Annotated in this window: 21 protein-coding genes, 1 tRNA gene and 1 pseudogene; 15 read left to right on the forward strand and 8 right to left on the reverse strand. The window is 64.1% G+C overall.

Annotated features, from left to right (window positions below):
• Nucleotides 1-166 precede the first annotated feature (166 nt).
• Nucleotides 167-251, forward strand: a tRNA-Leu gene (locus NKJ35_RS20340).
• A gap of 115 nt (nucleotides 252-366) precedes the next feature.
• Here NKJ35_RS20340 and NKJ35_RS20345 read toward each other — a convergent pair.
• The gene (locus tag NKJ35_RS20345) at nucleotides 367-975 is read right to left on the reverse strand and encodes a hypothetical protein (RefSeq protein ID WP_352649334.1); all 609 of its coding nucleotides are present in this window, start codon (nucleotides 973-975) and stop codon (nucleotides 367-369) included.
• A gap of 395 nt (nucleotides 976-1,370) precedes the next feature.
• On the opposite strand from NKJ35_RS20345, the gene NKJ35_RS20350 reads away from it, so the two are divergent.
• Nucleotides 1,371-1,715 (forward strand): hypothetical protein, encoded by a 345-nt coding sequence (locus NKJ35_RS20350; protein WP_254816684.1) that lies wholly within the window; start codon nucleotides 1,371-1,373, stop codon nucleotides 1,713-1,715.
• A gap of 10 nt (nucleotides 1,716-1,725) precedes the next feature.
• Here NKJ35_RS20350 and NKJ35_RS20355 read toward each other — a convergent pair whose 3' ends face one another.
• Complete coding sequence (locus tag NKJ35_RS20355; protein WP_352649335.1) at nucleotides 1,726-3,006, reverse strand: GNAT family N-acetyltransferase; 1,281 nt, start codon at nucleotides 3,004-3,006, stop codon at nucleotides 1,726-1,728.
• Nucleotides 3,006-4,406, reverse strand: coding sequence for a lipopolysaccharide biosynthesis protein (locus NKJ35_RS20360; protein ID WP_352649336.1), 1,401 nt, complete (start codon nucleotides 4,404-4,406; stop codon nucleotides 3,006-3,008). Before NKJ35_RS20360 ends, NKJ35_RS20355 begins: the two co-directional genes overlap by 1 nt.
• A gap of 275 nt (nucleotides 4,407-4,681) precedes the next feature.
• Here NKJ35_RS20360 and NKJ35_RS20365 point away from each other — a divergent pair, with 275 nt between their 5' ends.
• The gene (locus NKJ35_RS20365; RefSeq protein ID WP_254816687.1) at nucleotides 4,682-4,867 is read left to right on the forward strand and encodes a hypothetical protein; all 186 of its coding nucleotides are present in this window, start codon (nucleotides 4,682-4,684) and stop codon (nucleotides 4,865-4,867) included.
• Nucleotides 4,868-5,207: 340 nt separating this feature from the next.
• On the opposite strand, the gene secA is transcribed toward NKJ35_RS20365, so the two are convergent.
• On the reverse strand, nucleotides 5,208-7,940 hold the full coding sequence (secA, locus tag NKJ35_RS20370; RefSeq protein ID WP_352649337.1) for a preprotein translocase subunit SecA: 2,733 nt from the start codon (nucleotides 7,938-7,940) through the stop codon (nucleotides 5,208-5,210).
• Between the two features lie 252 nt (nucleotides 7,941-8,192).
• Between secA and NKJ35_RS20375 the strand changes: the two genes are divergently transcribed.
• The gene (locus tag NKJ35_RS20375) at nucleotides 8,193-9,110 is read left to right on the forward strand and encodes a peptidylprolyl isomerase (protein ID WP_352476303.1); all 918 of its coding nucleotides are present in this window, start codon (nucleotides 8,193-8,195) and stop codon (nucleotides 9,108-9,110) included.
• Nucleotides 9,111-9,153: 43 nt separating this feature from the next.
• On the opposite strand, the gene NKJ35_RS20380 is transcribed toward NKJ35_RS20375, so the two are convergent.
• Nucleotides 9,154-9,810, reverse strand: coding sequence for a TetR/AcrR family transcriptional regulator (locus NKJ35_RS20380; protein ID WP_352649352.1), 657 nt, complete (start codon nucleotides 9,808-9,810; stop codon nucleotides 9,154-9,156).
• A gap of 111 nt (nucleotides 9,811-9,921) precedes the next feature.
• Here NKJ35_RS20380 and NKJ35_RS20385 point away from each other — a divergent pair, with 111 nt between their 5' ends.
• Nucleotides 9,922-10,158 carry a putative antibiotic biosynthesis monooxygenase gene (locus NKJ35_RS20385; RefSeq protein WP_352649338.1) on the forward strand — a complete coding sequence of 79 codons (237 nt, stop codon included), beginning with the start codon at nucleotides 9,922-9,924 and terminating at the stop codon, nucleotides 10,156-10,158.
• Nucleotides 10,159-10,161: 3 nt separating this feature from the next.
• Here the strand turns inward: NKJ35_RS20385 and NKJ35_RS20390 are convergent, their stop codons facing one another.
• On the reverse strand, nucleotides 10,162-11,388 hold the full coding sequence (locus NKJ35_RS20390; protein WP_352649339.1) for a caspase family protein: 1,227 nt from the start codon (nucleotides 11,386-11,388) through the stop codon (nucleotides 10,162-10,164).
• 180 nt (nucleotides 11,389-11,568) lie between these two features.
• Between NKJ35_RS20390 and argJ the strand changes: the two genes are divergently transcribed.
• The 5 genes from argJ (at nucleotide 11,569) to NKJ35_RS20415 (ending at nucleotide 14,747) form a co-directional block, all read left to right on the forward strand.
• Nucleotides 11,569-12,810 carry a bifunctional glutamate N-acetyltransferase/amino-acid acetyltransferase ArgJ gene (gene argJ / locus NKJ35_RS20395; RefSeq protein ID WP_352649340.1) on the forward strand — a complete coding sequence of 414 codons (1,242 nt, stop codon included), beginning with the start codon at nucleotides 11,569-11,571 and terminating at the stop codon, nucleotides 12,808-12,810.
• Complete coding sequence (locus NKJ35_RS20400; protein ID WP_352649341.1) at nucleotides 12,810-13,589, forward strand: GNAT family N-acetyltransferase; 780 nt, start codon at nucleotides 12,810-12,812, stop codon at nucleotides 13,587-13,589. The genes argJ and NKJ35_RS20400 overlap by 1 nt, the downstream gene beginning before the upstream one ends.
• Complete coding sequence (locus NKJ35_RS20405) at nucleotides 13,586-14,008, forward strand: (deoxy)nucleoside triphosphate pyrophosphohydrolase (protein WP_254816694.1); 423 nt, start codon at nucleotides 13,586-13,588, stop codon at nucleotides 14,006-14,008. Before NKJ35_RS20400 ends, NKJ35_RS20405 begins: the two co-directional genes overlap by 4 nt.
• Before the next feature lie 127 nt (nucleotides 14,009-14,135).
• Complete coding sequence (locus NKJ35_RS20410; RefSeq protein ID WP_352649342.1) at nucleotides 14,136-14,441, forward strand: hypothetical protein; 306 nt, start codon at nucleotides 14,136-14,138, stop codon at nucleotides 14,439-14,441.
• Nucleotides 14,442-14,567: 126 nt separating this feature from the next.
• Nucleotides 14,568-14,747, forward strand: a complete 180-nt coding sequence (locus tag NKJ35_RS20415; protein ID WP_352476309.1) for a Flp family type IVb pilin — start codon at nucleotides 14,568-14,570, stop codon at nucleotides 14,745-14,747.
• A gap of 47 nt (nucleotides 14,748-14,794) precedes the next feature.
• On the opposite strand, the gene NKJ35_RS20420 is transcribed toward NKJ35_RS20415, so the two are convergent.
• The gene (locus tag NKJ35_RS20420; protein ID WP_352649343.1) at nucleotides 14,795-15,667 is read right to left on the reverse strand and encodes a methyltransferase domain-containing protein; all 873 of its coding nucleotides are present in this window, start codon (nucleotides 15,665-15,667) and stop codon (nucleotides 14,795-14,797) included.
• Between the two features lie 54 nt (nucleotides 15,668-15,721).
• Here NKJ35_RS20420 and NKJ35_RS20425 point away from each other — a divergent pair, with 54 nt between their 5' ends.
• From NKJ35_RS20425 to NKJ35_RS20440, 4 genes are read left to right on the forward strand one after another with little or no spacing between them, the layout of a single operon-like run.
• The gene (locus NKJ35_RS20425) at nucleotides 15,722-16,522 is read left to right on the forward strand and encodes a ComF family protein (protein WP_352649344.1); all 801 of its coding nucleotides are present in this window, start codon (nucleotides 15,722-15,724) and stop codon (nucleotides 16,520-16,522) included.
• 37 nt (nucleotides 16,523-16,559) lie between these two features.
• Complete coding sequence (grxC, locus tag NKJ35_RS20430; RefSeq protein ID WP_254816699.1) at nucleotides 16,560-16,829, forward strand: glutaredoxin 3; 270 nt, start codon at nucleotides 16,560-16,562, stop codon at nucleotides 16,827-16,829.
• A gap of 10 nt (nucleotides 16,830-16,839) precedes the next feature.
• Entirely contained in the window at nucleotides 16,840-17,724 is an 885-nt protein-coding gene (locus tag NKJ35_RS20435) for a carbon-nitrogen hydrolase family protein (RefSeq protein ID WP_352649345.1), read from the forward strand.
• The gene (locus tag NKJ35_RS20440; protein ID WP_254816701.1) at nucleotides 17,721-18,146 is read left to right on the forward strand and encodes a DUF1178 family protein; all 426 of its coding nucleotides are present in this window, start codon (nucleotides 17,721-17,723) and stop codon (nucleotides 18,144-18,146) included. The genes NKJ35_RS20435 and NKJ35_RS20440 overlap by 4 nt, the downstream gene beginning before the upstream one ends.
• 141 nt (nucleotides 18,147-18,287) lie before the next feature.
• On the opposite strand, the gene NKJ35_RS20445 is transcribed toward NKJ35_RS20440, so the two are convergent.
• Nucleotides 18,288-19,088, reverse strand: a complete 801-nt coding sequence (locus NKJ35_RS20445; RefSeq protein ID WP_352649346.1) for an SDR family NAD(P)-dependent oxidoreductase — start codon at nucleotides 19,086-19,088, stop codon at nucleotides 18,288-18,290.
• Between the two features lie 180 nt (nucleotides 19,089-19,268).
• Here NKJ35_RS20445 and NKJ35_RS20450 point away from each other — a divergent pair.
• Nucleotides 19,269-19,840 (forward strand): annotated as a pseudogene (locus NKJ35_RS20450) (helix-turn-helix domain-containing protein); the annotation flags it as partial.

Genomic DNA, 19,840 nt, shown 5'->3' on the forward strand with positions numbered 1-19,840 from the left:
ATGACATGCGCCGCCTGTCTAGAAAGATTTTCCGCGCTGCACAATGGCAGCTGCTTCACGAAATCGAAAGGCTGAGGCTTGAGCGAGCCCGGATGTCGGGATTTGGCCAGTTGACGAACAGGCCTCCAACCGTATAGTCCGCGCCCATCCAGGCCGCTCGGCCTGAGCCCCTATGGCGGAATTGGTAGACGCGCTCGACTCAAAATCGAGTTCCGCAAGGAGTGCTGGTTCGATCCCGGCTAGGGGCACCACCCACCTGAGAAACCGCGAGCTCGGCTGGCGTTATCCCAGGAGCCCTCCTCCTGGGATAACCGCTATTGAGGCCGCGGCCGGCCCCTCCGACAGCCTCAGCGGTAGCGAGGTCGCTTACATCGGCCCCGGCACCATCTTGGTCGGCTGCTCCGGCATCGGAAACGCATAATTGTCGCATTTCACGTCCGGGTTCGTCGGACTGAACATTCCGAGCGGGTTCTCCTTGAACAGCCAGGCGTGAAGGTCGTAGTGGTGGAACTCCTTCGGGATGAGCGGATAATGCCCCTCCATAGGCCCCATGAATGTCTGGCCGAAAAGCTTCGGCGGCTCCTTGGTGTCCGGCGTCAAGGGCACGAGCCATTCCACGCCGACCAGGCGCAACTCGTTACCGACCGGCTCATAGATCAGCACATTGGGGCGCGTCGGATCTGCGGTCGGGCCGACAGTCGTGACATTGACGAAATGGATGCCCATTGCGCCCTTCGGGTAGTCCATCGCCCCTTCCACCTTTTCGCCGTTGTAGAAGACGCATCCAACCGTCGACAGATAAAGTTCGCGAACGGCAACCTTGTAATCTTCATATCTGGACAGCGATTTACGCAGGGCATCTATCTCGGCCTTGTCGGGTTCGGCGGCCCGAGGCGCGGCGGCGCTCAGACACGCGCCAACGAGACCTGCCAATGTGAGGATACCGAGATGCCTGAGGTGAGTTGGTTTCGTCATGCATTCCTCCCAGTTTTTTCTTCTGGCCGTGCAGGACCGAGGCGGCAATGATGCTGGACGCGCGGCCGAAATTGATCGCCTCATCCCTGTTGGGACTGCGTTGATGCTAGTCCCTTCCGGTGATTGGGAGAATTAACCCTGACGACCTAGGCCCAAGCCGGCCCAGCGCATGGCGCGGGAAGAACCCAGACGGACAGAAACCAGAACAGGTTGGGCCTCGGCGTTAGTTTGCTGGACATTGATTTGGCCGCAGCCCGGAAGCAGCATTGCCTATGCCTCGAATGGATATCCGGAACGCCCGCTTCGCTATATTAGCGCACGCTAATGATGTATGATTGCCGCAAATGTCACTGGCGGTTGGAGCCGTTCGGGTGCATGCGGTCGGAAAACGATGGATGGACGCCAGCTTGGCAGGCGTGATCGCCACGGCTGCAGCACTTGGGAGTGTTTCGGCATTTGCGCATAGTTCCGATGGCGGTTGGACCTATCCACCGGCCTGCTGCTACGGCGATCCGCTGACAGGAGAGTGCGGCAAGATTCCCAGCATAACCGTCACACCGCGGCCCGACGGCTATGTGATCGTTTTGCGGCCAGGCGACCACCAGAAGGTCACTCATCAGAACCGATATTTTGTCCCCTACGATAGCGTAATTCCGTCCGGCGACGACAACTTTCACATCTGCCTTCATCCGACCGAAGAACACGAAAACTGCTTTTTCGCGCCGGCAGACGCGTTCTAGGCGATCGCTCCTACCGCCGCCGCAACAGGCTCTTCATCCGGTTGCGCAGCAGGCGCGCCATGTTGCGGGTCTCGCGGTAGAGGTGAAGCTGCGATGCCGCCTGGCGGGCAGGGCGATCGGCATCCGGCGTCAGTCCGATCACCAGCGTGCCCATCGGCTTGCGCTCCGTCCACAGCCGGCTCATCACCGGATGGTCGGGCACGGCGCAGGAATCGGTCATCATGATGTTGGGGTCGTCGAGATGCTGCCTGGTCACCTCGATCATCAGCAGCGTACCCGGCGAATAGGCAGCGAGCTTCTCGTCATAGGTGGTCTTCCAGGTGTAGCCGACGCCGGCCTCGACGAAGACGACCAGGCAGGCGATGGTGCGGCCGTCGAGCGTCAGCGAATGGATGCGGCAAAGATCCTGCTCGGCCAGCCGGTGCACCGCCTCGCGGGCGAAGGCGGCGCGGTAGCGGTCGATGGCCATGGCGGTGCGCTCGCGGCCTTTCCAGCCAGCGGCCTCCAATGTCAGGAAATTCTCGATGGCATGGCGGATCTCGTCCGGCCCGCGCGCCACCACATGTTCCAGCCGGCCGAGGTCGGCGAGGCGGCGCTTCAGGCGGCGGAACTCGCGATAATGGTGGGCGCGCAGCGAAGCTTTCAGATACTCCTCGCCGTCGAGCGCGCTTTCGAGCACCGGGCGGTCGGCCTTGCCGGTGGTGACCAGCGTCAGGCCGCGCGTTTCGGCGACGCTGGCGAGCAGGCTGGCCACCGGGCCGTCCAGCCTTATGTCGGGCAGCACGAAGACTTTCGGCAGCTTGAGATGCGGCCGCGACAGCATCGAGAAGAAATCCTCGATCACGCCGATCGGATCGTCGCGATCGACCAGCGGCGTGCCGATCGGGCCGAACGGGCTCGACCAGGTGCGCATGACTGGAATCCCGAGCGGCACCGCCGGCCGCTCGACCGAGAACGGCACCAGCAGGCGCAGCCGGTTGCGGTACTGGTCGCCGTCGCGGATGACGGCCAGCCGCACCTCACGGTCCTCCAGCCTGGGCATGGCCGGCGCCAGGAAGCGCGGGTTGAAGAAGACGTTGGGCTCGATTGTGCGGGTGCAGAGATAGTCGAGCTCCTCGACCAGGTCGAAGCCGGCGGAGGCTGGATAGATGGCGAGCTTGCGCTCGGGCCGGTGGTTGGCGAGGATCTCGATATGGGCGGGATCGGCCTCGCGGGCGAGCCCGGCAAGACCGGACACCATGGCGCCGGCCGGGCCGCCGCTGGTTTCCTCGAGCAGGGGGACGGCAGCCATCAGGCGGCTCCTTTGGCTGATACGAAAATGACCATGACGATGCCGAGCTTGCGCCAGACCGTGAAGGACAGCGCGCCGGCCTCGAAGATCATGGCGAAGACGGTGGCCATCGCCGCGCCCCACAGGCCGAAGAGCGGGATCAGCACGACGCTCAGCGCGATGTTGAAGGCCAGCGTCAGGGCGTAGACCGCGGCGCAGATGTTCTGGTTGCCGCTCATGGTGAGCAGGCTTTCGCAAGGGCCGACGGCGGCCCGCGCCACGACGCCGAACACCAGCAGGAACAGCAGCGGATAGCCGGCGGAAAATTCGGGGCCGAACAAGGTCAGCATTGGCTCGCCCAGTGCCAGCACCAGCAGCGCCATCGCCAGCGACGGCCAGAAGGTCCACGACACCGTCTCGCGGGCAAAGGCAGCGAGCTTTTGCGGCTCGCCATGGGTGAACTGGGCATAGCGCTGGGCGACGCCGGCCTTGACCGCGAAATAGACGAAATGCACCAGCGCCAGCGTCTTGACCGTGGCGAAATAGACGGCGACGTCGTTGGGATCGAGGTAGGCGCCGACCATCAGCACGTCGGCATTGGTGAGCAGGAAGAAAAAGCTCTCGACCAGGAAGATCGGCAGCGAGACGATGAACCATTGGCCGAAATGCAATTTCATCGGCCCGGCCGGGATCCTTCTGTCCATGCGCGACGTCACGCCGATGAGCTGACCGAGCGTGGTGGCATAGGTGGCGGCGATCGCGGCGAAGATCGCCGTCCTGGCGTCGGCCGCGTAGCCCGCCAGCAGCATCAGCGCCATGAACGCCAGGATCAGCAGCGGCCGCACCAGAAAGGTCGGCGACAGCGCAAACAGCGCCCAGGAATTGGCCCGCGCCAGCCCTTGCAGAAGGTCGGACATGGCGATCATCGGCAGGCAGATGATGCCGAGGATGAACGGCACGACATAATAGTCTTCGATAAAGGCCGACAGCAGCCAGACGGCGAGCGCGCCGAGGCCGGCGATCGCAGTCGAGGCAATCAGCACGAACAGCCGGCTGGCCCGCACGATGCCGCGCAATTCGGCCATCATGCCGCGCGCGCGATATTCGGGGATGAAGCGGATGACAGAGGTGTGGAAGCCGAGGCAGGCGAGATTGCCGACGATGACCATGGTCACCCAGACGAGGACGAAAATGCCGTACTCGAACGAGCCCATCCAGCGCGCCATCAGGACCTGGCTGACGAAGGCGATGACGGCGCTGACGATGCGGACCGAAAAGGCGATCAGCGACATGCGGCCGGCTTCGCCGCGCTCGCCGGCGGTGAACAGCACGGCATCGATCAGGCCAAGCAGCGGCCTTATGCGCAGCGCAAGGCGCTGCGGCAGGAACCGCCCGGCTGTCGTCGCCGCGGAAAAGCGCACCCAATACTCTCCGTTTTCCGCCAATTTACAGGGGCTTGGTGTAGCGGAGACACATTAAGAAACGGTTGGGTGGGAAGTTCCCTTCGCCCCGTCTCTATACGGGGAGAAGCTGCCGGCAGGCGGATGAGGCGCGGCGCTGGCTGCTTCATATTCATCATTCGCGCAACCCTTCAACCTGCTCGGGAGTGTCTCAGTTTGAAATCCGCGGAAACGCCTATCCCGTTTGCCCCATATGCGAAACGCCTATATGCTGAGCGGAACGCACGGCAGCAACAATGGTCTACACTGTCATCTGGTATGGAAGGCAGGGCATCGTCGACAAGTTGATCTTCGACGACGAGAAGACCGCGAAAGATCATGCAACCTCCATGTTTCAAACCCGAAAGGGTGACGATGGAATCGTGTCCGTTGAAGTTCGTAAGGACAACGGCGCTGTCGTCTTTAGCCATGCCGAGAACTAGGAATGCCAACCGGACCTAAAGGCCAGAAGCGTCCTGCCGACGTGATCGGCAATGCCGTCCACGTCATGCGTATTGCTACAGGCGAGGAATCCGATGACGTGGTTGACGACGGTAAAGACCTGCCGCGAAAGCGCTGGGCGCGAAAGGCGGCCCGAAGCGGGCCGAGAATATGACGCCAGAGCGTCGCCCTAAGATCGCCAAAAAGGCTGAGCGCCCCCTCTGGCCTGCCGGCCATCTCCCGTTCAGGTGCGGAGATTGGCTAATTGCCAACGCCTCCGCTGCCCCTCATCCGCCCTTTGGGCACCTTCTCCCCGCGAACGGGGCGAAGCAAAGCAATGCCTTACGCAAACGCCCCGTGGCAATGCTTGTACTTTTTCCCTGACCCGCAGGGGCAGGCTTCGTTGCGGCCGATCTTGCCCCAGGTCGCCGGGTTCTTCGGGTCGCGGTTTTCGGGGGCGACGATGGCGTTGGTCTCCTGGCGGACCAGGACGGCCGTGTCGCCGCCTTCGAAATCGTCCTCGCCGGTCGAGCCGTCGATATGGCTGCCGAACATGTCGGGCGCCTCTGGCGGCGGCGCTTCCGCCGCCTGGCGGACCAGCTCGACGCGCATCAGCTGCGCCGTTACCGCCTGGCGCAGATTGCCCAGCATCGCCTGGAACAGCTCGAACGCCTCGCTCTTGTACTCCTGCAGCGGATCGCGCTGCGCATAGCCGCGGAAGCCGACGACCGAGCGCAGATGGTCGAGATTGACGATGTGCTCGCGCCACAGATGGTCGAGCGTCTGCAGCACCACGGAGCGCTCGACATACGTCATAACGTCGGGGCCGAAGCGCTCGGCGCGCTCCTTGGCGGCGGCGTCGGCGGCCTGGCTGATGCGCTCGCGGATGTCGTCTTCGGCAATGCCTTCTTCCTTGACCCAGTCTTCTACCGGCAGGTCGAGGTTGAGGAATTCGGCGATCTCGGCCTTGAGCCCGGCGACGTTCCACTGCTCGGCATAGGCGTTTTCGGGAATGTTCTTGGCGACGATCTCCTCGATGACGCCTTCGCGCATCTCGGTGATGGTCTCGGACAGGCCTTCGCCGTCCATCAATTCGAGGCGCTGCTCGAACACCACCTTGCGCTGGTCGTTGGAGACGTCGTCATATTTCAACAGGTTCTTGCGGATGTCGAAGTTGCGCGCCTCGACCTTCTTCTGCGCCTTTTCCAGCGCCTTGTTGATCCAGGGATGGATGATCGCCTCGTCTTCCTTGAGGCCGAGCTTCTGCAGCATGCCGTCCATGCGCTCGGAACCGAAGATGCGCATCAAATCGTCCTGCAGCGACAGGAAGAACTTTGACCGCCCGGGATCGCCCTGACGGCCTGAGCGGCCGCGCAACTGGTTGTCGATGCGGCGCGATTCATGGCGTTCGGTGGCCAGCACATAGAGGCCGCCGGCGGCGAGCGCCTTTTCCTTCAGCCGGGCGAAGTCGTCGCGGATTTCCTTTTCCTTGGCCTCGCGCTCGGGGCCGGCCGGCATGTCGCCAAGCTCGTCGGCGATGCGCATGTCGGCATTGCCGCCGAGCTGGATGTCGGTGCCGCGGCCGGCCATGTTGGTGGCAATGGTGATGGCGCCGGGTTTGCCGGCCTGGGCGACGATCGCCGCCTCGCGCTCGTGATGGCGGGCGTTCAGCACCTCGAAATCCTTGAAACCTTCCCTGCGCAGGCGCTCGGCCAACTGCTCGGATTTCTCGATGGAAGTCGTGCCGACCAGGGTCGGCTGGCCCTTGGCGCGGGCTTCCTTGATTTCCTTGACGATCGCCTTGTATTTCTCCTCGACCGTCCGGTAGACCTCGTCGTCCTCGTCAATGCGGATGACCGGCAGGTTGGTCGGGATCTCGGTGACGTCGAGATTGTAGATGTTGGCGAATTCCTCGGCCTCGGTCAGCGCCGTGCCGGTCATGCCGGCGAGCTTCTTGTAGAGGCGGAAATAGTTCTGGAAGGTGACCGAGGCGAGCGTCTGGTTCTCCGGCTGGATCGCCACATGCTCCTTGGCTTCGAGTGCCTGGTGGAGGCCCTCCGAATAGCGGCGGCCGGGCATCATGCGGCCGGTGAACTCGTCGATGATGACGATCTCGCCGTTGCGGACAATATAGTCCTTGTCCTTCTGGAACAGCCGGTGCGCCTTCAGCGCGTTGTTGACGTGGTGGACGATGGCGACGTTCTCGACGTCATAGAGCGACTCGCCCTTGAGCAGGCCGGCATCGCGCAGCATGTTCTCCAGCTTCTCGGTGCCTTCCTCGGTGAAGATCGAGGTCTTCTGCTTCTCGTCGATCTCGTAGTCCTGCGGCTGCAGCTGGACGATGAAGGTATCGATGGTGTTGTACATTTCCGAACGGTCCTCGAGCGGACCGGAAATGATCAGCGGCGTGCGGGCTTCGTCGACCAGGATGGAATCGACCTCGTCGACAATGGCGTAGCTATGGCCGCGCTGCACCATCTGGGCGCGCTCGTACTTCATGTTGTCGCGCAGATAGTCGAAGCCGAGCTCGTTGTTTGTGGCGTAGGTGACGTCGGCGGCGTAGGCGACCCGGCGCTCCTCGTCGGACAGGCCATGGACTATGACGCCGACCTTAAGGCCGAGGAATTTGTAGACGCGGCCCATCCATTCGGAGTCGCGCGTGGCCAGATAGTCGTTGACGGTGACGACATGGACGCCATTGCCGGCGAGCGCGTTGAGATAGACCGGCAGCGTCGCCACCAGCGTCTTGCCTTCACCGGTCCGCATCTCGGCAATACCGCCATTGTGCAGCACCATGCCGCCGATCAGCTGAACGTCGAACGGGCGCATGCCGAGCACGCGACGGGCGGCCTCGCGGACGGTAGCGAAGGCCGGCACCAGTAGGTCGTCGAGGCTGGCGCCGTTGGCGATGTCCTGGCGGAATTTGTCGGTGCGGGCCTGAAGCTCGGCGTCGGAGAGCGCCCGCATCTCGTTTTCCATGGCATTGATCGCCTCGACGCGGGGCCGGGTCGATTTGACCCGACGATCGTTGGAGGAGCCGAAAACCTTACGGGCGAGACCGCCGAGACTGACCATCCAATGGCCCTTTCGATAGCATTCCAAGTCGTTGCGACAGGCGCCGGCTGGCCCCATCAAATCCACGTGAACGCGGACAAACGCAAAAAGCGCCCGGAAAACGGTTCTGGACGCAAAGTCGTTGGACAGATAAGAGGGGGCTCATTCGATGTCAACGCCGCGCTCGCCCTGTCGACCGCGCCAAATTCCGCCACAATCCTGCTGGTCTGGAAGCCATTCCGCTCTAGCTACCCCGCTTTGGAGATAATCGTAATGTCCTTGTTGTTCCGCCGTGCGTCGCTCGCCAGCCTTGGTCTGGCTTTCGGCCTCTCGGCCCTCTCGCTGTCGCCGCTGATGGCACAGGAAGCCGCCCCTGCCCAGCCGGCAGCACCCGCCCCGGCGGCCAAGCCGGTCGATCCGAACGCTGTGGTCGCCACCATCAATGGCCAGACGCTGACCGAGGCAGACCTTGGGCTTGCCGAGGGCGAGCTGTCGCAGCAGTTCGCGCAGCTTCCGCCCGAGCAGCGCCGCGCCGCGGCACTGTCGGCGGCGATCGAAATCCGCGTCATGGCGGCTCAGGCGGTGACCACCGGCCTCGACAAGGATCCCGACTTCCAGCGCCGCATGGCCTTCCTGCAGCAGCGCGCGCTGCATGGCGAAATGGTCGAGAAGGGCGTCATCGACAAGGTTACCGATGCCGAGGTCCGCGCCCGCTACGACCAGGAAATCGCCAACACGCCGCCCACCAACGAGGTGCACGCACGTCACATCCTCGTGAAGACGAAGGAAGAGGCCGACGCCATCATCAAGCAGCTCGACGGCGGCGCCGACTTCCAGAAACTCGCCAACGAGCACACCAGCGATCCGAGCGGCAAGACCAGCGGCGGCGATCTCGGCTGGTTCGGACCTGGCCAGATGGTGCCGGAGTTCGACAAGGCGGCGTTTGCGCTGGCGGTCGGCAAATACACCGAGCAGCCGGTGCAGTCGCAGTTCGGCTGGCATGTCATCAAGGTTGAGGACAAGCGCACCAAGCAGCCGCCGGCGTTCGACCAGGTCAAGGACCAGGCGCGCCAGGCGGTCATCCGCGACAAGTATTTCGCGCTGGTCAAGTCGCTGCGTGCCAACGCCAAGGTCGACATCCCGGATGCGAACCTGAAGAAGACGGTCGACGCGCTGGAAAGCGCCAAATAAGCCAGATTGGGCTACGACAGGGCGCGCTGCCGCCCTGTCGCTTCTATTTGGTAGGGCGAGCGAGGATGCGTCGACGCCGCCGCCGGACCGCCGTGGCGTCGCCGGCATGGTCAGCGACGATGCCTTTCAAGACATAGCCGACCGCCCTGCGTAAGATCGCCTTGTCCTCGTCCAGGCGGTCTGTCAGAAGGTGCGCCCAGGCAAACGAGGCAATCAGGTCGGCGACGACAGTGGCATCGACATCGGCTGCCACCTCTCCCCTTGCCTTGGCGCGTTCGACCATCTGGCCGGTGTGGATGCGACGCCCTCTCGCGTATTCGGCAAGGACGGCGGCGGCTTTTTCGTCCGACTGCGCCTCGGCGATCAGCGATCTGAACACGCTGCCCGACGATGTGTCGCGCCAATGCGCGAACAAGCTCTTCAGGAAGCCGGCGAGATCCTCCGCAAGGTTCCCGGTATCGGGATTGTCGACGCGCTTTTGCCGCTGGTAAACGTCGAGCAGCAAGGCGGCCTTGCTTGGCCACCAGCGATAAATCGTCGGTTTTCCGGCACGCGCGCGGCGCGCCACCGCCTCGATCGAGAAGCCGGAATAACCGGCCTCGACCAGCACCGCCTCGGCGGCATCGAGAATGGCATCGGCGCTTTCGGGGCTGCGCCGTGCGCCGGCTGACTTGCGCCCGGGATCGGTGATTTCGCCCATCTCTTCTTCCTTACCCGCGATTTCAGCAGTCATCATATACAACTCTTGACGAAACGGAACGATCCGTTTTATATGTAACGAAACGTTCCGTAACGATAAGGAGGGACAGCAATGACTTCGGCCGTCGTGATCCTTTTTTCGCGCCTGCGCTTCGCCCTGCTGGAACTGCTCGGCGTCTATCCGCTGATCACTGCCATCTTGTACGTGGTTTTTCCGCTGACGCAGGGATGGCAGATCTGGCAGCGCACGCTGGTCATCGCGCCGGTGATGGTCTCGATCATGATCTGGGGGCTGATTCCGGGTGTGCAGCGGATGTTTCGTGGCTTCCTCAACCCGACCGTCCGGTGACGGTCATTCCAGCGCTTGCGACGTTTCCGATGCAACGCGCCATTCGCCGTCGGCCAGAACGAGTTCCAGCGTCACCCGCGCCTTGCCGGTCAGGCGCTGCGCCGATTTGTCTTTCGGCACATAGTCGTAGCTCATGGCGAAAACCACGTCGGCACGATCCTTGCCGTGCGGCATCACCTCAAGGCTGCCGGGCTCGAGACCGAACGACCACGACGCCCATTGCGCGAACCAGTCGGTCTTGACCTTGACGATGGCCTCGCTGTCGTAACGCGTGCCGTAGATGGTGGCCGACGAACCGTAAAGCCGTCTGACGGTTTCGCGCATTCTCCTGGCATCAGGCGCCAGATAGTTTTCGCGCAAGAATTTTTCGATGGCACCCTCGTCGCCGACGGAGCGTTCGAGCGCAGCCACCTGCGACGCGGGAGCCGGGCTGACGGCCGGTTTCGGTTGCTGGGCAGTGTCTCCGCCCGGAACGAATTCGAAACGTTCGAGCAGCGACCCCTGCTCCCAGGGACGCTGCGCCTCGCGCGTTGCGGAAACGACGTCGCGGCGCACCGCGATCATCATGTCGTTGATGCTCTGTCCGGGCTCGGCCATGTGCCGCAAAAGCGCCGCGGCGAAGGGCGAGTTGCGCCCCGTCCCGTCCATTGCCACGGCGCCGGGCGCCGTCGAGAAGGCGATGAAGGAGCCGCGTGTCGACTCGAATTGGGCAAGGCCGGCGAGAGCCGTCGCCGAGCGCGTCGTGGCGCTGCGGCTGAGACTTCGGGCAAACGGGTTGTTGCGGCAGGCATCGAGGAAGACCAGGCTGACCTTGGTCTGCTGCTCCATGATGTCGAGAACCTCGTCGATCGGCACCGCCTCGAGTTGCAGCTTGACCGGTATGTCCAGCCTGGCGTCGACCGGCACGATGAAGTTGCGCCCGTCGACCTGCAGGCCGTGGCCGGCATAGTAGAACAACCCGGCACCGGCACCTTGCAGCGCATCGGAGAATTCGCCGATCTTGCGTTCGAGCTCGCGCTTGCCGAGATCGTTGCCTTCGATCACCTCGAAACCGATGGCGCGCAGCTTGTCGGCGATGTCGAGCGCATCGTTGACCGGATTGGCCAGCGTGCCGGCTTCGGCGTAGCTGCCGTTGCCGACCACAAGCGCCACGCGCCGCGCCGTCTGCGCATCGGCGTGCAGCAGCAGAAAGCCCAGAAACGCCAGTGCCAAGACCACAAGCCTGCCCATGGGGCAGGATCATAGCGCTATCGGTCGCAGCGACACCAACAAATTTGCAACAGCCTCCTTGCGGCATGAGACGGTGTCAGGCTTCCGGTACCTATAACGGGTGTGAAAACGCCTTGCGCCGGCGCGTGCTATCGGGCAAACCGGCGTTCCTTTCGCGATTTTTCCCGCCCGGGGTCTTCCATGTCCGCACAGGTTTCGCCGCTCGCGCCGAAGAAATATCCCAAGATGCCGGTGATCGAGGGCGTGCGCATCGCCACCGCCGAGGCCGGCATAAAATACAAGAACCGCACCGACTTGCTGGCCATGGTGTTCGACGCCGGCACCACCGTCGGCGGCGTGTTCACCAGGTCGAAATGCTCGTCGGCGCCGGTCGATTTCTGCCGGCAGAACCTCGTGGCTGGCAAGGCACGCGTGCTGGTGGTCAATTCCGGCAATGCCAATGCCTTTACCGGTCAGAAGGGCCGCACCTCGACGGCACTCACGGGCGAGGTGGCGGCGAAGGCGGCCGGCTGCACAGCGGGCGAGGTGTTCCTGGCCTCGACCGGCGTGATCGGGGAACCGCTCGACGCCGGCAAGTTCAGCCATCTGCTGGCCGGGCTGGTCAAGGACGGCAAGCCGGAATTGTGGACCGAAGCCGCCAAGGCGATCATGACCACCGACACCTATCCCAAACTGGCGACCGTGACGGTCAAGCTCGGCGATACGGACGTCACCATCAACGGTATCGCCAAGGGCGCCGGCATGATCGCGCCCGATATGGCGACGATGCTTTCCTTCGTCGCCACCGACGCGCCGATCGCAGCACCCGTGCTGCAGGATCTCTTGTCGCGCGGCACGGCCAAGACCTTCAACGCGGTAACCGTCGACAGTGACACCTCGACCAGCGACACGCTGCTGATGTTCGCCACGGGTGCTGCCGCCAGGCGCGGCGCGCCGGCAATTTCCGACCCCAAGGATGCGCGCCTCGGCGCGTTCCGCCGTGCCCTCGGCAAGGTGCTGAAATCGCTGGCACTGCAGGTGGTGCGCGACGGCGAGGGCGCCCGCAAGCAGGTCGAGGTCACCGTCACCGGGGCCAAATCGGCCCGCTCGGCCAAGCGCATCGCGCTGTCGATCGCCAATTCGCCGCTGGTCAAGACGGCGGTCGCCGGCGAGGACGCCAATTGGGGCCGCGTCGTCATGGCTGTCGGCAAGGCCGGCGAACCGGCCGACCGCGACCTTCTGTCGATCTGGTTCGGCGACAACCGCCTGGCCTATCAGGGCGAGCGCGACGCGGCCTATTCCGAGGAGGCGACTTCGGCGTATATGAAGCGCGACGAGATCCGCATCCGCGCCGATATCGGCATCGGCCGCGGCAAGGCGACGGTGTGGACCTGCGATCTCACCAAGGAATATGTCGCCATAAACGGCGATTATCGGAGCTGATGGCGTTGGCTTCCAGACATCCGGCAAGCGTGTTGGCGATCGTGCGCCGCTATGAGGCGGCCGGCTTTCGGGCCTGGCCGGCGGCCGCCGTCCATTATGACGGCACCTGGGTGGTCCGGCTGACGGCCGGCCACCCGGCCAAGCGGCTGAACTCGGTCAATCCGCTCGATCCGGGCGACATCCAGCACATTGCCGAGCGCATCGGCCGCGCCAGCCGCCGCTTCGACGCTTATGGCAGGCCGCTGACCTTTCGCATCTCACCGCTGTCGGGGCCTGATCTTTCAAAGTACCTCGACAGCGAAGGCTGGAGCACGTTCGCGGAGTCGCTGGTCATGCGGCTGCCGCTGGCCGACGCCGCGCTCGACGATGCCATGGACCAGATTCCGTTGAGGGACATCAGCCGTTTCATCGGCGCGGCGCTCAAGGTGAGCGGTTCGGATGTGTCGCTGCGGCCGGGCCTGTCGGAGATCATCGGCGCCATCCAGCCGGAGGCCGGGCTGTTTGCGCTGGAGGCCGGCAGCGAGCCGCTGGCAACGTTGATCTGCGTGCATGACGGCGACCTTGCCGGCCTGTTCGAGATCGCCACCGACAGGTCGGTGCGCAACCAGGGCCATGGCCGCCACCTCATCCGTTCGGCATTGAAATGGGCGCGGCTGCGCGGGGCGCGGGAAGCCTGGCTGCAGGTCGAGGCGGACAACGCGCCGGCGCTGGCGCTTTATCGCTCGCTCGGATTCGACGAAGTCTATCGTTATCACTATCGCCGGCCACAAGGCGCATGAGCGGCTTGGATACGGTCGGCAAACGCCTGCTCCTGGTCGCCGCCTGCGCGCTGGTCGATGCCGACGGGCGCGTCCTCTTGGCGCAGCGGCCCGAAGGCAAGCAACTCGCCGGCCTGTGGGAGTTTCCGGGCGGCAAGGTCGAGCCCGGTGAGACGCCGGAACAATGCCTGATCCGCGAATTGTACGAGGAGATCGGCATCGAGACCGATATCCCTTGCCTGGCGCCGCTCACCTTCGCCAGCCATTCCTACGACGATTTTCACCTGCTGATGCCGCTGTTCGTCTGCCGTCGATTCCGCGGCATTGCCCGGCCGAAGGAAGGCCAGGTGCTGAAATGGGTACGGCCGCGCCAGATGCGCGATTTTCCGATGCCGCCGGCCGACGCCCCGCTGATCCAGTTCCTCATCGATCTGCTCTAACGGCCGGCCTGCCGTAAACCGGGCAACTCCTCAACGCGATATCGGCAGCATTAATGAAAGATTTATCTGGTCGTGAAAAATTGACGCAAAGCGGTTACGCCGATTCCACCGCTGGGGACCGATTTGCATGAGCCTCGACAAGGACTGGGACTCGCCTTGGCCCGACCGCCTTCCTGGCGCGGCCAATGCCGGCATGGGAATATTGCGCATCGCCCTCTTGTTCGGCTCGGCCGCGGTGGCTCTGGCCTTGATCGCGACGCCCTACCTCAACAGCCGGACCCGCTCGCAGTTTGCCCGCGATGGGCTTGATACGATGAGCACCGGCTCGATCGGCCAGCGCGATAGCTATACGCTCCGCAAGAGCGTGCTGCAGCCGCTGCCCAGTTCGGTCTGCGTTATACGGGCCGATGGCAGAAGCAGCGGCGACTGCTGACTCCTCAACAACTATCTAGGATTCGGCTGTTTCCTAGAATGCGGCTGGTTCACCGCGCGTTAAGCCTGTCACGTTAACCTTTCTTAACGGGTCGGCGCTAGGTTCGGGCAAGAGGGATGGGCGCCCATGAAAATCTTGCTGCAACGATTTTTAGAAGACGAGAGGGGCGCGACAGTTATCGAATATGGTTTGATCGTTGCCGTGCTGTCGCTTGCCATTGTCGCTGGTGTCGGCCGGGCTGCCGATGCGATTCAGTGGCTGTTCAGCGACAACAGCAGCAGGCTTGCCAACGCTTTTGCGCAGTGACCCGCTTAGCTTTGATGGATACGCTTAGCTTTTGCGCAAGGATACGCTCAGGGGCCGCCGGGGTTTTCCAGGATTGTCTTCAGCGATATTTTTGCCGAGCCCGGCTTCAGCGGCTTTTGCTGAGAGGCATCGGGCGCCCAGCCTGACATCCAGACCACCGAGAAACTCGCCCTGACGCGGCCATCGGCATCCGAAAACCGCTCCGCATAGATTTCGGCGGCGCGCGCGAACAGCTCTCGCGTGCCCGGCCGCCTGCTGCGGTCGACAAGCGCACTGGTCTCGCCCATGGCGCGCAGGTCGGCGACCAGGCCAAATAGCGAATCGTAGCGCACCGTGATCGTCTCGACGTCGGCCACCGGCAGTGCCAGGCCGGCGCGCTGCAGCAGCGCGCCGGCGTCGCGGACGTCGGTGAACGGGATCACACGCGGGCTGGCGCCGCCATAGAGCTCGGTCTCGGCGGCAAGCAGGCTTTCGCGCAGCTCGGAAAGCGTGCCTGTGCCGGCGAAGGCACCGAGGAAAAGCCCGTCCGGCTTCAGCGCCCGGCGGATCTGCACCAGCATGCCGGGAATGTCGTTCATCGCCTGCAGCGACAGCAGCGAGACTGCGAGGTCGAGGCTTTCCGGTTCGAATGGCACGGTTTCCAACGGCGCCAACAGCCCTGGCTGGCCACCCAGGAAAGCGGCGTCGGCCTCGACGCGAACGTTTTCCGACACCTTGCCGCTTTCGGCGAGCACTTCTGCTGCTGCCGGCGTCTGGCAAAACAATGAGGCCGCCTTGCCGAACCTGCGTTCGACGGCGCCGAGTCGGTCGGCAAGATCCTCGGCCGCCCGCCGCATGAGGAAATCCGCGCCGGCGGTAGGACGGGCCAGTGCCCGGCGCTTGCGCGCCAGCCAGAGCGAGGTGTCGATTACAGGCTGCAATGGGCAGGTCCTTGTGCTTCGCTCTCTGATATAGTGATGCGGAGGACCAACCACGTGGCCGATCCCATGCCAGAGATCAAGCGTATTGCGATCAAGAGCATTGCCCGCAAGGCAGTGGGCTGGCCGGCGCGCCTCTTGTTCCCGCCGGTCTGCGCCGGCTGCCGCCGCCATGTCTCGCAGCCCGGCGTGTTGTGCGGCGCCTGCTGGCCGAAACTCAGGCTGCTGGAACGGCCATGGTGCCCGGTGATGGGCACGCCGTTCACCCACAGTATGGGTGAGGGTTTCCTGTCGGCGGAGGCGATAGCCGACCCGCCGCCGTTCGAACGCGCGCGGGCGGCGGTTGCCTATTCCGGCGTTGCCCGCCAGATGGTGCAAGGGCTGAAATACCAGGACCGCACCGATCTGGCGCCGTGGATGGCGCGCTGGATGCTTCGCGCCGGTGCCGAACTCATCGCCGAGGCCGACGTGGTCGTGCCGGTGCCGCTGCACTGGCGGCGTTTCTTCCGACGGCAGTTCAACCAGTCCGCGGAACTGGCGCGGGCGGTGGCGCAGCTCGGGGAGCGGCCTTTCGCGCCATCAGCCATCAAGCGCGTCAAACTCACGCGCCAGCAAGTCGGGCTGGAGCGGCGGGAACGCGAGGAAAATGTTCGCGCCGCATTCAAAGTGCCGGACGAGGCGGAGATCGAAATCGCCGGCCGCCGGGTGCTGTTGATCGATGATGTCTACACCACCGGCGCCACCGTCCGCGCGGTCGCCAGGGCATTGAAGAAGGGCGGTGCCGGCGCGGTCGACGTACTGACCTTCGCGCGCGTGCTGCCGGGGGACTTTCGGGCCGACGAATCGGCGCCTATATAGCCTATATGACAGCAGAACGAGGCAGGATTGCTGACCGATGGTCGATGTGACGATCTACACGCGGATGATGTGCGGCTATTGCACCGCGGCCAAACGGCTGCTCGACAGGAAGGGCGTCGCCTATACAGAGCACGACGCCTCCTTCTCGCCGGAACTGCGCCAGGAAATGATTTCCCGGGCCCATGGCCGTTCCACCTTTCCGCAGATATTCATCGGCGACACGCATGTCGGCGGCTCTGACGATCTCCACGAATTGGAGGCGGAAGGACGGCTGGACGGATTGCTCGCCAACGGCTCGACCAGGTAAGGACATGACGATGGGTGCTTTCAAGACCGGGGGTGCTTTCAAGGCAGCGGCGATCCAGATGCGTTCGGGAACCAGCCCGGAGCGCAATGCGGTCGATCTGGAACGGCTGGTCCGCGAGGCGGCAGGTCTTGGCGCGTCCTATGTCCAGACGCCGGAAATGACCGGCGCGCTGATCCGCGACAGCCAAGCGCGGGCCGCTTCCTTCACCTCCGAAGACAAGGACATCGTCGTCTCGACGTCGCGGAGGCTGGCCAAGGAGCTCGGCATCTTCCTGCATATCGGCTCGACCGCCATTCTGCGCGCCGACGGCAAGCTTGCCAACCGCGCCCTTCTGTTCGGGCCGGACGGTGCCACGATTGCCACCTACGACAAGATCCACATGTTCGATGTCGATCTCGACAATGGCGAGAGCTGGCGCGAATCCGCCGCCTATGAGCCTGGCACCGAGGCCGTCGTCGCCGAAATCAATGGCGTGAAGCTCGGCTTTGCCGTCTGCTACGATCTGCGCTTTCCGCAGCTGTTCCGTGCCGAGGCGCTGGCCGGCGCCAATCTGCTTTCGGTGCCCGCCGCCTTCACCCGCCAGACCGGCGAAGCGCATTGGCATGTGCTGCTCAGGGCGCGCGCCATCGAGAACGGCGCCTATGTGGTTGCCGCCGCGCAAGGCGGCGTGCACGAGGACGGCCGCGAAACCTATGGCCATTCGCTGATCGTCGATCCCTGGGGCCGCATCGTCGCCGAGGCGGCGCATGACGAGCCGGCGGTGATCGTCGCCGAGATCGACCCGGTGCAGTCAGTCGCCGCGCGCAAGAAGATACCGAATCTCAAAAACGCACGCGATTTTGCCGTAAACGCCGGTTCGGCGGAGGCAATGCCGCTCAGGGGTGCCGCCTCTTGATCCGCTTTTCCCTGATCTGCGAACACGAGCACGAATTCGAGGCCTGGTTCCGCAGCAACGACGATTTCGACACACAGAAGAGGCGCGGTTTCATCGATTGCCCGGCCTGCGGCTCGCACAAGGTCGAGAAGGCGCTGATGGCGCCTGCCGTCTCGACCGGGCGCAGCCAGGAGAAGATCGCGCTGGCCATGGGCGAGGCACAAAAGCAGGCGCTGGCGCAGCTCAAGGCGCTTGCCGAGAAGGTGCGCGAGAACGCCGATTATGTTGGCGACAAATTTGCCGAGGAAGCGCGCAAGATCCATTTTGGCGAGAGCGATCCGCGCGGCATTTATGGCGAGGCGACGCTGGAGGAGGCCAAGAGCCTGGCCGAGGATGGCGTCGAATTCTTGCCTATTCCAAGTTTCCCCGACGACCGCAACTGATCGGTCAACTTGCTCCAGACATAGCGAGGCATTCTTCGCCAGGCAGAGCCATGATCGTGAAGGTCGGCGCCGTCGTCGGCGACAGGCGACCGGCTGCGTCGAGGGCGGCGATGCTGCCGCTCTCTTCCACAAGCGTTCGTTTCAGGCCGAGCAGCACGGATGGGCCTCGCGGGTAATCGTTTCGCTCTTTCCTTCATGCCCACTGCCTGACGGGCTTGCTTCACTTGCCGGGCTTGCTTCCGCATAGGCTGCAAACTGGCGTTCAAGCGCCTTGACCGCGCTGCTGCGCCAGCCCTCCGCCACGGATTCCGACATGGGATCGGGGAAGATCTCCTCCTCGCCATTCTCCACGCCGTCCAGGATTGCCCACGCAACAGACTCCGGAGAGGCCTTCGCTATGTCCAGGCCTCGGGTCATGTCCGTGTCCACGGGGCCGGGAAGGACCCTGTGGACGCTGACACCCCGTCCGGCCAAAAGGGTGCGCAACGACTGCGACAGGGAGAATGAGGCCGCCTTCGAGATCGAATAAGCCGGACTGAACGGCACGGCGGCAATCGAGGCCAGCGACAGAATGTTGACGATGGCTCCCCGCGACCGGGCCAGCAACGGCAGCAGAGCCTGGGTAACGTCATACGATCCGAAGAGGTTTACGGCGAGCTGTTGTTCGAGCACACGACGGTCGCTGAGGTCATCGAAGGGCGATACGCCGGCGTTGTTGATGAGGATATCGAGAGCATCGATCTTCTCGACGGCCTCCCGGATCTGCGCAACGTTGGTCACATCCATGGTCAGGGACGTCACACGCCGGTCCGGGTGGGCCATGGATTGGCGGGTTGCGGCATAGACGCGCTTTACGCCTCTGCTCAGGGCTTCCTCGACCAGTGCCCGACCGATGCCCCGATTGGCGCCAGTCACCAGGATGGCTGTACCTTCGATCTTCACTGCGTCTCTCCTAGTGCTTATCGTTGCGTTCGAGCCCAGTGCACAATCTAGCCGCGACTCAAGGTTGGCGCGCCGCAACTCAGGTTGGCTACAGTCGCCGTTGTCGATACGACTGGTTGGTGAGATGGACTTAGCGCCGGATGTCGAAGCCATGGGAGTGACAAGTGTGACGGGATTCCGATGGACTCGCTGATTACAGCCGCGGCGCATGCGCTTGCGGCGGGCGATCCGCTCGGCGCCTTGAAGCGGGTTGCGCTGCGCGACGATGCGCCGGCACTGGCGTTGCGCGGTATCGCAATGGCGCAGCTTGGCGATCTGGTTCGGGCGAAGGTTCTTCTAAAAAGGGCGGCACACGCATTCAGTCCGAGGGAGGCCGTGGCCCGCGCGAGGTGTATAGTCGCCGAGGCCGAGATCGCGCTCGTCTCGCGCGACCTCGCCTGGCCGGCCAAGACACTCGACGCCGCGCGGGCGACGCTTGAAAGGCATGGCGACCGCGTCAATGCCGCACATGCGCGCAACCTCGAAGTCCGGCGCTTGCTGCTGATCGGCCATCTCGACGAAGCCGAGCGCAGGCTGGACGGCTTCGATCCCTCGCCGCTGCCGCCGGCATCGCGGGCCGCCCACGAGCTGGCTGTCGCCGGCATCGCCATCCGCCGCTTGCGGACCGGTCCTGGGCGGGCCCGCCGCCCGCGGCGGGGGGGCGCGGCGGGGGCGGGGGGGCGGGACCCGGGCGGCGGCGGGGGGGGGGAAGG

This window comes from Mesorhizobium sp. M0136 (assembly GCF_040322515.1).
In the GTDB taxonomy this organism is placed as follows: domain Bacteria; phylum Pseudomonadota; class Alphaproteobacteria; order Rhizobiales; family Rhizobiaceae; genus Mesorhizobium.